This window comes from Kribbella sp. CCNWLW201, assembly GCF_037203805.1.
Taxonomy (GTDB): domain Bacteria; phylum Actinomycetota; class Actinomycetes; order Propionibacteriales; family Kribbellaceae; genus Kribbella.
This window is the reverse complement of the sequence record NZ_JBBCBQ010000010.1, coordinates 17749-30254: the sequence shown is the minus strand read 5'-3', so window position 1 is coordinate 30254 and position 12506 is coordinate 17749. Positions and strand designations below refer to the sequence as shown.

The 12506-nt window shown below is 68.3% G+C and carries 10 protein-coding genes; 1 reads left to right on the top strand and 9 read right to left on the bottom strand.

The features are described 5' to 3' along the window. Positions 1–317: 317 nt before the first annotated feature. The 5 genes from V9K99_RS32780 to V9K99_RS32760 form a co-directional block, all read right to left on the bottom strand. Positions 318–2879: an ATP-binding protein gene (locus tag V9K99_RS32780; protein WP_337323940.1), complete on the bottom strand. Its 2562-nt coding sequence runs from the start codon at positions 2877–2879 to the stop codon at positions 318–320. A 180-nt stretch (positions 2880–3059) separates the two neighbouring features. Beyond that, complete coding sequence (locus V9K99_RS32775) at positions 3060–3266, bottom strand: hypothetical protein (RefSeq protein ID WP_337323941.1); 207 nt, start codon at positions 3264–3266, stop codon at positions 3060–3062. A 101-nt stretch (positions 3267–3367) separates the two neighbouring features. Continuing rightward, positions 3368–3787, bottom strand: a complete 420-nt coding sequence (locus tag V9K99_RS32770) for a YjbQ family protein (RefSeq protein ID WP_337323942.1) — start codon at positions 3785–3787, stop codon at positions 3368–3370. A gap of 72 nt (positions 3788–3859) precedes the next feature. Then, on the bottom strand, positions 3860–6355 hold the full coding sequence (leuS, locus tag V9K99_RS32765; RefSeq protein ID WP_337323943.1) for a leucine--tRNA ligase: 2496 nt from the start codon (positions 6353–6355) through the stop codon (positions 3860–3862). Between the two features lie 221 nt (positions 6356–6576). Next, positions 6577–7437, bottom strand: coding sequence for a trypsin-like serine protease (locus V9K99_RS32760; protein WP_337323944.1), 861 nt, complete (start codon positions 7435–7437; stop codon positions 6577–6579). A gap of 193 nt (positions 7438–7630) precedes the next feature. On the opposite strand from V9K99_RS32760, the gene V9K99_RS32755 reads away from it, so the two are divergent. Next, positions 7631–8074, top strand: coding sequence for a DUF3574 domain-containing protein (locus tag V9K99_RS32755; protein ID WP_337323945.1), 444 nt, complete (start codon positions 7631–7633; stop codon positions 8072–8074). On the opposite strand, the gene V9K99_RS32750 is transcribed toward V9K99_RS32755, so the two are convergent. From V9K99_RS32750 to V9K99_RS32735, 4 genes are all read right to left on the bottom strand, one after another. Further along, on the bottom strand, positions 8071–8961 hold the full coding sequence (locus tag V9K99_RS32750) for an AraC family transcriptional regulator (RefSeq protein ID WP_337323946.1): 891 nt from the start codon (positions 8959–8961) through the stop codon (positions 8071–8073). The genes V9K99_RS32755 and V9K99_RS32750 overlap by 4 nt on opposite strands. Next, positions 8958–9725, bottom strand: a complete 768-nt coding sequence (locus tag V9K99_RS32745; protein ID WP_337323947.1) for a phytanoyl-CoA dioxygenase family protein — start codon at positions 9723–9725, stop codon at positions 8958–8960. The genes V9K99_RS32750 and V9K99_RS32745 overlap by 4 nt, the downstream gene beginning before the upstream one ends. Before the next feature lie 96 nt (positions 9726–9821). After that, complete coding sequence (locus V9K99_RS32740; protein ID WP_337323948.1) at positions 9822–11588, bottom strand: GMC oxidoreductase; 1767 nt, start codon at positions 11586–11588, stop codon at positions 9822–9824. Further along, a complete protein-coding gene (locus V9K99_RS32735; protein WP_337323949.1) occupies positions 11588–12487 on the bottom strand; it encodes a hypothetical protein in 900 nt (299 codons plus the stop codon). Before V9K99_RS32735 ends, V9K99_RS32740 begins: the two co-directional genes overlap by 1 nt. Positions 12488–12506: the final 19 nt, after the last annotated feature.

The following is a 12506-nucleotide window of genomic DNA, read 5'->3' as shown; positions in this document are numbered from 1 at the left end:
GTGGTGCCCTGACGGCGCACGGCACCCGGTACAGGCAGGACAGATCCGCACGACGCAGCACTCCGGAGCTCTCGACTGCCGATCGGCGCCCCCACCGTCCGGCCGCCGGATGCCCTCCGCGTCGCCTCCCCCAAGCTGCTCGGCAGTCCAGCGCAGCACCATGGCCTCATCACGGTTCACCGCCCATTCCCTGCCTGTGCCCGGCTTCGGACTCTGCTTCGTGGAACCTGTCCTACGGCTGTAATTCTTGGTCCGGCAGCCATGTCAGGACGAGGCAGAAGAACCGGCAGTTACCCGGCAGCTTCAGCGGATGTGCGTCACGAAAGAGCGGTGAGTACGTCGTTCGCCAGCCGCTGTACGGCGGCCGCGGGGTCGGGCTCCGGCCAGCCGTCGGCGACCGAAGCGCGCTCGCAGGACTCCTGCAGCACCGCCCACACGGTTGGCAGCATCGGCGGGTCCATGGACCGCTGCCACGCCAGCAACTGGCCGCAGAGGGCATCACCGGCTGCGGACTTCCCCAGCGCGTGCAGCACGGCTACTGCCTCAGGCAGTACTTCGAGCAGGTACACGACCCGGCCCTCGAGCAGGAGCCGGTTGACCGCGTCCCGGATGCACAGCCGGGCCTGCTCCACGTCACCGGCGTCGCGGGCCAGTCGTGAGCGGTAGAGCATGACCAGGTAGTCGAAGTACCCCCGGTGCCCGCGGATGTCGGCGTCTGCGGCGTCGAGCAGCGCCCGCGCCTCGTCGTACCGTCCCTCGTGGTACTCGACCATCGCCAGGCAGCCGGCCACCTTCGTGCGCTCCGGGTCGTCGGAGGCCTGGCTGTCGCGGGCGAGCAGTGCCCAGCGGCGGGCCTCGGACAGGTTGCCCAGCTCGAGCTCCACCCGGCTGAGCGCCATGTAGGCGATCTCGTCCGGGTAGACGCCCGGGTTGACCAGTGCGGCCTCCCAGGCGAGCAGCAACTCCTTCGCCTCGGGTAGGCGCCCCCAACGCAGTAGCGCGAGGCCGCAGGTGGCCTGGACAGTTGCGGACCGCTGCACGTCTCCGTGCTTGCGTGCGTCCTCCACCAGCCCTGGGACCTCGGCAAGGCTCTGTGTGTCGAGCAGATGCGAGCCGGACGACACCCACCCGCCCCTGGCGACCAGACCCATCTCTGTCTCGCCCGGGATGAGCTGGCGGGCCTCTCCGTAGTACCGCCGGGCGCCACGCACGTCACCGGTCAGACTGGACAGCCGACCGGCGATGGCCAGCAGTCTGCCGCTGACCTCCTTGTCCGCGACGTTCTCCGCGCACACGGTCGCCCAGCGGATGCCACTCTCGGCCACACTCGCCTGGTACTGCCACGCGATCCGGAACCCGAGCACCATCTGCGCAGCCACGTCCCACTGCTCCAGCTCGGCCGCACGCTCCAGCGCCACCTCGAACAGCGCTGAGTTCGCATGGGCGGCCCGGTAGCGCCGGTCACGGTCCGGCGAGGACCAGGCGCCGCCAAGTCCCTCGACGTACGTCGAACACCACGCGACCGCCCGGTCCCGGAACTCGATCAGGTCGTCGGCCTGCGACGACAGACCGGCGTACGCGTGCTCCCGGATCGTCTCCAGCAGCTTGTAGCGAGCGCCGTACAGCTGTTCGAACTCGGTCACCGGTTGCAGCAGCGACTTGTCGACCAGCTCGGCCAGCAGCATGGGTACGTCGGCCGCGTCGATCGGAGCGCCCGTACACACCCCCACCACCGCGTCCAGCGTGAACGGCGACCCGAGCACCGACGTCCGGTAGAGCAGCTGGCGTGCAGCGTCCGAGAGCGCGTCCACACTCCAAGCGATTGTGTCGGCCAGCGTCCGCTGGTGTGGGGCCCCGAACCGCCGCGGCCCGGACAGCAGCCGGAACCGGTCGTCCAACGCCGCCAGGATCGTCTCAACCGACAGCGACCCAGCTCGCGCGGCAGCCAGCTCCAGCGCCAGTGGCAGCCCGTCCAGGCGCCGGCACAGCCTGGCGACAGTCGGAGCGTTCTCCTCGGTCAGCGCGAAGTCGGGCCGGACCCGGGCCACGCGCCGGCAGAACATCTCCACCGCCGGGCTGGCCACGATCTCGTCGAAGTCCTTGTCGTTCGCCGGTACGCCGAGCACCGCCACCCGCCGGACCACCTCGTCCGGCAGGCCGAGCGGGATCCGCGACGTCACCAGTACGCCGATCCCCGGGAAGCTGCGGACCATCCGGTTCGCCACCGTCGCCACCCCGTCGAGCACGTGCTCGGCGTTGTCCTCGACGATGACCAGGTCCCCCGGCTGGCGACCGGACAGTACGTCGTCCAAGTCCGACGTACCGGGTGCCGTGCCGAAGGCGTCCAGGATGGCCGTCGGTACGGCGGCATCACGCTGAACGGTCGTGAGGTCGACGACCACGACAGTGGTGTCGACACCGGAGACCCGGTCAGCCGCGGCCAGTGCGAGCTCGGTCTTGCCGACACCACCAGGCCCGACGAGTGTGACGAGCCGGTTCTGCCGGAGCAGCGTCTCGAGCTCCAGCAACTCCTGTTCACGACCGACGAGTCCGTCGGGGATGGGCCTGGTGCCGCGCCAGCGCAGGCCGGTCGGGGCAGGGTCGGCCACTGAGATGACCGGGCGGGTTGTCCCGTGTCCGGCGGCGGCGAGGAAGCGTTCGGCGTCACCGTCCTGCAGACCGAGCGCCGTACCGAGGAGCCGGACGGAGTCCTTGCGGGGCCGTGCCACGCGGCCGGCCTCCAGCTCACGGATCGTGCGCACGCTGAGTCCGGCCCGATCGGCCAGCTCCTCCTGCGAGAGCCCTGCCTGAACCCTCAAGTCGAGCAAGAGATCGGCGAAACCCCGCCGTCCCTCAGCCCGGCCATCCGTGTCCGACAAAGCCCGTCACCCCTCTTGAGCCTCACGTTCCCGTCACAACATAGCGTGAGCGGGCCGCCGGTGCCGGACGCGCCCGGTGAGGTGCGTTGCGGCACAGGTCACACCGAACGGTTGATGAGGGCAACAAGTTTTGATTCAGGATGGAATTACTGAAGGCGCAGAAAAGCACACGCAGCTATTTCAAGCAGTTGCGCGAACCGAGGTTTGCTCATTTTCACCGGTGTAAAGCGAGAGGATGCCGGTCCAGTCCTCGAGTCGGGCGCTGGTGTCGGCTCGGCCGGTGTCGGCATTCAGCAGGCTCCCGTCGCAAATACCACGCGTGGCGCGGATCAGGAGTTCGGTGCCAAGCCCCACCCACTGGGCCCGAAGAGTGTCAAGCGCTGCCATGCGGGCAATTCAAGCGGAGTCGTGTTTCGCATGCGTAACGCAACCCGCAACATCACGATAAGTCACAAGAATTCCGGAACCCGTTGTTACCCGGTGGTCCATTAACCGGACAACCAGGAAAGGCGGACCTGCCGTTGCGGATTGTCAACGTTGGTGTCGACCAGGCAGATGGATTGCCAGGTGCCCAGCATCATCCGGCCGCCGAGCACCGGGATCGTCGCGTACGGCGGGATCAGCGCGGGCAGGACGTGGTCGCGACCGTGGCCGGGGGTGCCGTGGCGGTGGTGCCAGCTGAAGTCGCGTGGCAGCAGCTGCTCGAGCACCGCCAGCAGGTCGGTGTCGCTGCCCGCGCCGGTCTCCAGGATCGCGATCCCGGCCGTCGCGTGCGGCACGAACACGTGCAGCAGTCCGTCACCTTTGGCCTGGTGGGCCTCAGCGGTGACGAACTGCTCGCACCTGCTCGTCAGGTCGAAGACGACCCCGCTACCGCCGGTCTTGACGTCGATCAGCTCAGAACGCATCTGAGCAGACTAGGGCACGTCTCCCAATTCCCTGCGTGCTGCGCGGAATTGGGAGACGCACCCTAGCCGGGTCTAGGCCGGGACGATGTTGACCAGTTTGGGGGCGCGGACGATGACCTTGCGGACACCGCGGCCGTCCAGGGCCTTCTGGACCGCGTCGGAGGCCAGCGCCAGCTGCTCCAGGTCGGCGTCGCTGATGTCCGGGGACACCTCCAGCCGGTCCTTCACCTTGCCGGCGATCTGGACCACGCAGGTGACGGCGTCCTGGACCAGCAGCGCCGGGTCGACCTTCGGCCAGCCGGCCTTGGCGACGGTCGGCTCGTGGCCCAGCGCCTCCCACATGTCCTCGGCCGTGTACGGCGCGACCAGGCTCAGCAGGATCGCCACCGTCTCGGCCGCCTCGCGGACGGCCGGGTCGGCCGCACCCGGGCCGGCGTCGATCGCCTTCCGGGTCGCGTTCACCAGCTCCATGATCCGGGCGACCATCACGTTGAACCGCATCGAGTCGATCAGTTCGGCCGCGTCGGCCACCGTCCGGTGGGTGATCTTGCGCAGCTCGACATCACCGGTCGACGGATCCGAGCCCAGCGGCGCCTCGACCGATCCGGCCAGCCGCCAGGCCCGTTGCAGGAACTTCAGCGAACCTCCCGGCGACATGTCGGCCCAGTCGATGTCGTCCGACGGCGGGCCGGCGAACACCATGGTCAGCCGGACCGCGTCGACGCCGTACGCGTCGATCTGGTCGCCCAGGTTCACGCCGTTGCCCAGCGACTTGCTCATCGCCTTGCCCTGGTTGATCACCTGGCCCTGGTTCAGCAGCCGGGTGAACGGCTCGACCGCGGTCAGCAGGCCCATGTCGTGCAGCGCCTTGACGAAGAAGCGCGCGTACAGGAGATGCAGTACGGCGTGTTCCTTGCCGCCGACGTACTGGAACACCGGCATCCAGCGCTCGGCCGCCTCCGGGTCGAACGGGCCCTCGGTGTAGTCCGGCGACAGGTAGCGCAGGAAGTACCAGGACGAGTCGACGAAGGTGTCCATCGTGTCGGTGTCGCGCTCGGCCCGGCCACCACACTTCGGGCAGTCGACCTCGACCCACTCGCGGGCGGCCGCCAGCGGCGAGACACCCTTCGGCGCCAGGTCGGCACCGCGCAGGTCGGGCAGCTCCATCGGCAGCTGGTCGTCCGGAACCGGCACCTCACCACAGGACGGGCAGTGGATGATCGGGATCGGGCAACCCCAGTACCGCTGCCGGCTCAGCAGCCAGTCGCGCAGCCGGTAGTTGATCGTCCGCTCGCCCAGGCCCTTGCTCTCCAGCCAGTCACTGATCCGCGCCTTGGCCTCGACGACACCCAGCCCGTTCAGGCTGATCTCGTCGTTCGCACTGTTGATCGCCGGGCCCTCGCCGGTGTACGCCTTGCCCTCGAAATCGGCGTCCGGCTGCACGGTCCGCACGATCGGCAGGCCGAACTTCTCCGCGAACTCCCAGTCCCGGGTGTCCTGGCCGGGCACGGCCATGATCGCGCCGGTGCCGTAGTCGGCCAGCACGTAGTCGGCCGCCCAGATCGGGATCCGCTCACCGGTCACCGGGTTGATCGCGTACGAGCCCAGGAAGACACCGGTCTTGTCCCGCTCGGTGCTCAGCCGCTCGATCTCGGTCTCGCCCTTGACCTTCGCCAGATAGGTGTCGAAGGCCTCCTGCTGCTCCGGCGTGACCAGCTCGGCGGCCAGCTTCGCGTCCGGCGCGACCACCATGAAGGTGGCCCCGAACAGCGTGTCCGGCCGGGTGGTGAAGACCCGGATCGGCTCCTCGCGGCCCTCGACCTGGAAGTCCGCGAACGCACCCTCGGACCGGCCGATCCAGTTGCGCTGCATCAGCAGGATCTCTTCCGGCCACTGCAGCAGCTCCATGTCGTCCAGCAGCCGCTGGGCGTACTCCGTGGTCTTGAAGTACCACTGGGTCAGCTCGCGCTTGGTGACCTCGAACCCGCACCGCTCACACCGGCCCTGCACCACCTGCTCATTGGCCAGCACGGTCTGGTCGTTCGGGCACCAGTTCACGTACGACGCCTTGCGGTACGCCAGCCCACGCTCGTAGAACCGCAGGAACAGCCACTGCGTCCACCGGTAGTACTCCGGGTCGGACGTGTGCAGCCGGCGCGACCAGTCGAAGCTCAGGCCGTAGCGCCGGATCGACTCGGCCTGGGTCTCGATGTTGGCGTAGGTGTAGGTCGCCGGGTGCTCGTTGCGCTTGATCGCCGCGTTCTCGGCGGGCAGCCCGAACGAATCCCAGCCGACCGGGTTCAGCACGTCGTACCCCTGCTGGAACCAGTAGCGCGCCAGTACGTCGTGCAGCGCGAACACCTCGCCGTGACCCATGTGCAGGTCGCCGGACGGGTAGGAGAACATCGTGAGCGCGTAGCGACGCTCCGCGGAGCCGTCGTCACGCGTCTTGAACGGGTCCAGCTTCTCCCACACCGGCCGCCACTTGGCCTGCATCGCGTCGAAGTCGTACCCGCCCCGGTCGATAGGGCCATCACTCGACGGCACAGTGTCCACCTGCTCGCTCACGGTCCTACTCCTGCTTCGTGTGTTGTTGAGCCTAAATCTGCCAGAAGGCGTCCTGAGAAATAAAAAAGCCCCTCGCACAGGAGGGGACGCCGCACTGACCGGCGCTCTAGCGCCTGGATGCCAGTACGGCTAACTAAGGAGCAGGCTCACTCGCATGAGGTCAGGATAGCACCGGTGCCGCGACCTCCGGAGACGGTCGCGGCACCGCGTGTGACGGGCTGTCAGGCGATCGGTACGCCGTACGTCTTCAGCCAGTCCTGGACGACCTTGATGTCGATCCGCTGCAGACCGTCGAGGTACCGGCAGTTCTGCGTGTAGCCGTAACTGGTCACGGTCACCACGTAGCCGCCGTGGTAGGTCGGACCACCGGAGTCACCGAAGCAGGTGCCGCCGGTGCCGCGGTTGTCGTGCTCGTTGCCGTTGACCTGCAGGATCTGCGGCGTGAGCTTCTGGCCGGGCTCCTCGGCCCAGCGGCGCAGCAGCGGGTACGACATCGGCGTCGGCTTCTGCGGACCGGAGTCGGCCTTGCGGACCTCGGTGCCGTAGCCGACCGACGTGAAGATCGTGCTGTTCAGCTTCGGCTGCTGGTACGCGTTCAGGTAGTTGGCCGGCGCGATCTTGGCCGGGGCGATGTTCGTGACCGGACGGTCGAGCACGATCACGCCGACGTCGTTCCAGTTGTCCATATCGGTGAAGTCCGAGTACTGCGGGTGGGCGGCCGCCGTACCCGACTTGTAGCCGGCCTTCTCCAGCTCGGCCTGGGTGTAGCCCTTGGCCGGGTCGGCCGCCACCGGGAACGGGGACGGCGGCTGCTCGGCGATCACCGAGTCGAAGGTCACGAGTGTCTTGCCGAGGGTGCCCTTGGTGCAGTGCGCCGCGGTCACCAGCACCGTCGGCGAGACCAGGGTCGCGGTGCAGCGGAAGCGCCCGTCGGCCATATAGAACAGGATCACCCCTACGTTCGGGTGACCGTTGCCGTCCGGCTGACCGCCGGTGATCGCGGATGCGGGTACCAGGGACGTGGCCGCGAGGCCCACGGCCATCGCGATGACGCCGGCGATGCGGCCGAGTCGACTCCTCATATGTCTCCTCCAGGGGTACGGCGGAATGCCTGAGTGCATTTGAGCAGTGACCGACTGCGCTGTCCAGACGCGGTCTGGCTACGCTGCGTGATCGACCTATCGGGCAGCGTTGCTTGGCCAGTCGGGCAGAGAGTCACCGGATCGCGCCGGTAGGTGGTTACGGTTCGAGCAAATCGACCACTCTGGGGGATCAATGCACCTGGGCAAGACGACCGCGACGGCCGCGCTGGTGATGACCGCGCTGGGGGCACCGGCTGCGGTGGCGCTGCAGCAGGCGGATGACAAGCCGGCTGGTGTCCAGCTCGCCGGTGAGACCTGGGTCCGGACTGAGCTGTTCTTCGGGACGGACAAGCCGGGGCCGGATGTGACTGACCACCAGTTCAACCGGTTCGTCAACGAGACCGTGACGCCGCGCTTCCCGGACGGTCTGACCGTGATGGCCGGCAACGGGCAGTGGAAGGACAGCGAGACCGGGCAGATCGTCCGCGAGCGCTCCAAGGTCGTCGTACTGCTGTATCCGGTGGACGGCGCACAGGACAGCAGCCGCAAGATCGAAGAGATCCGGGACACCTACGAGAAGAAGTTCCAGCAGCAGTCCGTCCTCCGCACCGACAGCACCGAACAGGTGTCGTTCTAGACGAACTCAGTTCCTCCAGTACGGCGGTGCTCCCCCGGCGTGCGGCCGTAGTGGCGGCGGAAGGCGGTGGAGAAGGGGCGTACGTCGGAGTAGCCGCAGGCTCGGGCTACCTCGGTTACGGTCACCGAGGGGTCTAGCAGGAGTTGTGCGGCCAGCTCTAGGCGTAGGCGGCGGAGGGTGGACATGATCGACGCACCGGTCTGTTGGTGGAACAGGCGTTCGGCGTGCCGCTCTGAGAGGTGTGCGACTGCTGCGACGTCCCGGACGGTGATCGGTCGGGAGAGGTTGTCGCGGAGGTGCCGCTGCATGGCTTCCACCACCAGGGGGCCGCGGTCGCGGCGGACCGGCTCGACGGCTAGGTCCTCGTCGAGTGCGAAGGCGCGGGCGGTTTCCATGACCAGAGTGGCGCCCAGTGCGCCGAGGGCAGTGCTGTAGCCGGCGACTGGCGCGCCCGCCTCGGCGGCGAGTGCTGTGATCAAGGACGGCAAGGAGCCGGTCCGGTCGGAGACAACCGGGCCGTCCGGCCGCGTGAGTCCTGACCACCAGCCATGCTGGTCGGAGCCCGGGCGGAAGGTGAAGCCCCAGAAGGCGATGCCCAGTGGGTCTGAGTGGCTGGACTCTATTTCGTGGACGTCGCCGGGGCGGGCGATGAACACTGAGCCGGGCACTACGTCGTACTGCGTAGAGCCTGAGTTGAAGCGGCCGGAGCCGGAGTAGGCCAGGCAGACCTCGTGGAACGAGTGGCTGTGCCAGTAGTTGCGCCAGTACTCCGGCCGGTAGTGCCCCCAGCTCAGGAAGTCCGCACGGAACCCGTCGACCTCGCAGGACTCGAGCAGCCCGGCGAGGTCGACGAAACGGTCCGCATCAGCGACGCCCGCGAGGGTCAAACGGCACTCCTGCCGGTCGGGTCGACTCCACGCAGCATCATGCCCTGGCCGAGGGAGAAGTCGTGCGTCTTCACCGTCGGCGGGTCCGCCGGGTCGCGGTACTGGATCAGCCAGGTGGTCCGGGCCTCGTCACTCACATTCACCCCGGACCCGTGCACGGTCAGGTAGGTGAAGAACAGTACGTCGCCCGCCTCGGCCGGCTGCGGGATCGCCAGCTCGAACGGTACGTCGGGCAGGTGGTACGAGCCCTCCGGATCATGCTCACGCGGACCGCCGACGTGGCTGCCCGGGATGACCCGCACACACCCCTTCTCCTCAGGCGCGTCGTCGAAGTGGAAGATCGCCGCGCCGACGCGGTGGTACTTGTGCGGAAAGAACGGGTAGTCCTGGTGCAGCGGGAACGGCGAACCGTTCTCCGGCGGCTTCACGAACAGCTTGGTGTGGTGGAGTTGCACGTTCTCCACCCCCATCACCGCGGCGGCCACGTCGGTGAACCGCGGGTCCACCAGCAGCCGGGAGAAGGCGGCGTCGTAGAACTGCGCGTCGTGCAGATGCTGAAGCCGGGTAGCACCGCCGGAAAGGCCCATCGCCGACTTCCAGGTCGGGTCGTCGTGCCGGTCCAACATCGCCAGCAGGTCGTGGCTGCGCTGTCGGTAGTAGGCCGCTTCTTCCTTGCTGAGCAGGCCTTTCACCAGCACGAAGCCGTCCTCGGCGTACTGCTGAGCCAGCGCCGACAGATCTGCTCCGCTCGAAGTGATCGTCATCTCGAAGTCCTCCTGATCGGGTACTTCGAGGGTAGGAAAATCGGCGCCGGGACGGCAGGACCACCCCGGACGCCGATGTTCGTCAAACGGACACGCTCACAGACCGAGCTGCCCCAACCGGACGCTGATCCGGGGATCCGTGGACACGACAGGGGAGCTCGAGCGCACCCACGGATCACCCCCGAAGTACGTGGAGAAGATCTTCTCTGCCGTACGGGTGGCCAGCGCCTGGGAGGTGAGGGTCGGGTTCGGTCCGCCGAGCCCGTTCGACAGGGCCGAGTTGTCGGCCACGAACAGCCGCTTCACAGCCCGGGTTTCCCCGCGCGGATCGAGGACGGAGTTCCGCGCCGACGACCCCATCCGCATCGACGACTGGACGTGCAGGATGAGCGGCGCCCAGTCGATCCGGTAGACCTTGCGAGCACCCGCGCCGCGGAGCAGCTCGGCCGCCTTGCGGGCCATGAATTCGCGGTTCCGCAGCGTCCGCGCGGTCCGCTGGCGCTGCTTGAAGGTGACCTTCGGGATCGGTCCGTTCTCGTCCGCGGGCAGCGCCGAGAGGGTGACCCGGTTCTGCGCCTCGACGTCGTCGTCGGTGATCACCAGCACGCTCAGCAGCCGGTCCAGCCCGTGCGACAGGACCTCCTTCAGCTCCGGCCCCATCACCCGCCCGGCCGGCCCGTCCCACGGCCCGGTCCGCCCGCGACCGTTCTTGTACTGACCGCGGATCCCGCTGTCCGACAAGGTCCCCGCGAACGCGGCCAGCGCCGGTGGGAGGCCGACGTTCTCCAGGCCGCCGTACGGCGGGAAGTCGAGTCTCGCGCTCGAGCCGACGCCCTTCGGGTTGCCGGTGTAGTCGTCGAAGACGCCGAACACCCAGTCGAAGAAGTGATCGGTGTAGCCGCGGCCGACCCAGCCGTTCGGGTTCGGCAGGCCGCTGTTGAACCACAGCCGCGGGTTCTCCGTGCACCCGCCCGACATCACCACGACCCGAGCGTCCTCACGATGCTCAGCACCACCCGACAGCCACGTCACCCCGGTGGCAGTGAGTACGCCGTGCCGCTTCTCCGCATGTACTCGGGTGACGAAGGCATCCGTGATCAACTCGATCGGCCGCCCGGACGACCACACCTCGGCGGTCAACGCCATCGGCACGTAACTGTTGTCCGTCGACCGCTTGGCGAACTGGTTGCGCGGGGCACCGTTCGGCCGCATGCAGCCCTGGAAGCAGTAGCCGCAGAACGTGCACCCGGTGGCCTTCGGATACACCAAGAGGTCGGAGGACGACGTCTTGCCGGCCGTCCCGCCCGGCTGCAGGATCGCGTTCTCCTGCGGCCGGTACGACGGCCGATGCGTCGTCTTGGTGGTCTGCACCGGCAACCCGAGGGTCTCGGCACCGCGGAAGAACATCTGTTCCTTGTGGCCCATCGCCGCCGTCATCACCGGCATGGTCGCCTCGACCCATTCGAAGTACGGCACCAGCTCGCCGTACGTGAACGGGAAGCGATGGTCGACGTCGTACCCGTTCCGGTCGGGGCCGTCGTACCCCTCGAAGACGCCCGGGTACGCGCGCGGGTAGTTGCCGTAGAAGTGTTGCGTGGTGCCGCCGACGCCGGACAGCTGCCAGACGAAGGAGTTCTGCGGCCACTCCCGGAACCAGGCCGGTTTCGACCGGTCCGACGGGCCCCAGCGGAGATAGCCGGTCAGCGGGTTGTTCGCGTCGTCCTCGAAGGTCGTCCACTCCTCCCGCGGCTTGGCGTGCCGCGGTCCGGCCTCCAGCAGCAGTACGTCGAGACCCTGAGCGGCCAGCTCCTTGGCCACCACCGGACCACCGCCGCCGGCCCCGATCACGATGACGTCGCGCATCAGTCGTGCACCTCCTGGCGCCCTTGGTAGTAACCGATGAAGTCGTCCCAGCCCTCGACCGGGCCGTTCGGCTGGTAGCCGGTGTGGTTCCACCCGACCGGGCGCTCCCGCAGCGTGCGGCTCACCTTGTCGTAGACGGCCGACTCGCCGTACGCGCCGAAGGTGGCGAACTCGATCAGGGCGCCGCCGACGAACTTGAGCAGCCCGGACACCGAGCTCTTCAACGGCTCGGGGAACTGCACGTCGAGCAACGCGATCAGGTCCGCGTCGGTGCGCTCGATCAGCTCGAACGCCTGCGCCTTCTCGGCGTACGACAACCGCGCGAACGGCGACAGGTGCGGCCCGTTCACTGCCAGCGGGTTCACCTGGGTCGCCATCAGGTTCAGCAGCCCGGCGATCGGGAACGACAGCGGCATCGCCTCGTCGCTCTGCAGGTACGCCGCCACCGCTCGATCCAGCCGCCGGAGCTCGACCGGGAGGACCTCGAGCCCCGGCAGCGCGATCCCGGAGTCGGCCAGGCCCGTCACCAGAGCGGCCCCGACCGGCTGGGCGACCGCGTCCGGGAACGGGACGAAGTTGTCCAGCGAGTTGATGATGAAGTCGGTCGCGCCGGCCTCGATCGCACCCGGCGTACTGCTCGGCGTGCCCTGGGTCCGTGAGTACGGATCGGGGCCCGGCATCGCGAACACGGTGAGCCCGTTGAGGGTGTCCCGAGCGAGCTCGGCCAGCAGCGGCCGGATCAGGTCCACCGTCGGCGGCAGCAGCGGATTGGTGGCGGCATCGGCCGGGGCCAGCACGCTGCGCGCCAGCAGGCCACCTCCCCCGAGTGCCGCGCCGAGTACGCCGATGCGGGCGAGAAAAGCCCGGCGGGACAGGGGCGGTGGATCTGCTACCGGCATCACGAGTCCTTCGCAGTGG

Coding starts and splice junctions, on each gene's coding strand:
- V9K99_RS32775 (WP_337323941.1), bottom strand. CDS start 3,266: ATGGCAGCGCTTGACACTCTTCGGGCCCAGTGGGTGGGGCTTGGCACC.
- V9K99_RS32770 (WP_337323942.1), bottom strand. CDS start 3,787: ATGCGTTCTGAGCTGATCGACGTCAAGACCGGCGGTAGCGGGGTCGTC.
- V9K99_RS32760 (WP_337323944.1), bottom strand. CDS start 7,437: ATGAGGAGTCGACTCGGCCGCATCGCCGGCGTCATCGCGATGGCCGTG.
- V9K99_RS32755 (WP_337323945.1), top strand. CDS start 7,631: ATGCACCTGGGCAAGACGACCGCGACGGCCGCGCTGGTGATGACCGCG.
- V9K99_RS32745 (WP_337323947.1), bottom strand. CDS start 9,725: ATGACGATCACTTCGAGCGGAGCAGATCTGTCGGCGCTGGCTCAGCAG.
- V9K99_RS32740 (WP_337323948.1), bottom strand. CDS start 11,588: ATGCGCGACGTCATCGTGATCGGGGCCGGCGGCGGTGGTCCGGTGGTG.
- V9K99_RS32735 (WP_337323949.1), bottom strand. CDS start 12,487: ATGCCGGTAGCAGATCCACCGCCCCTGTCCCGCCGGGCTTTTCTCGCC.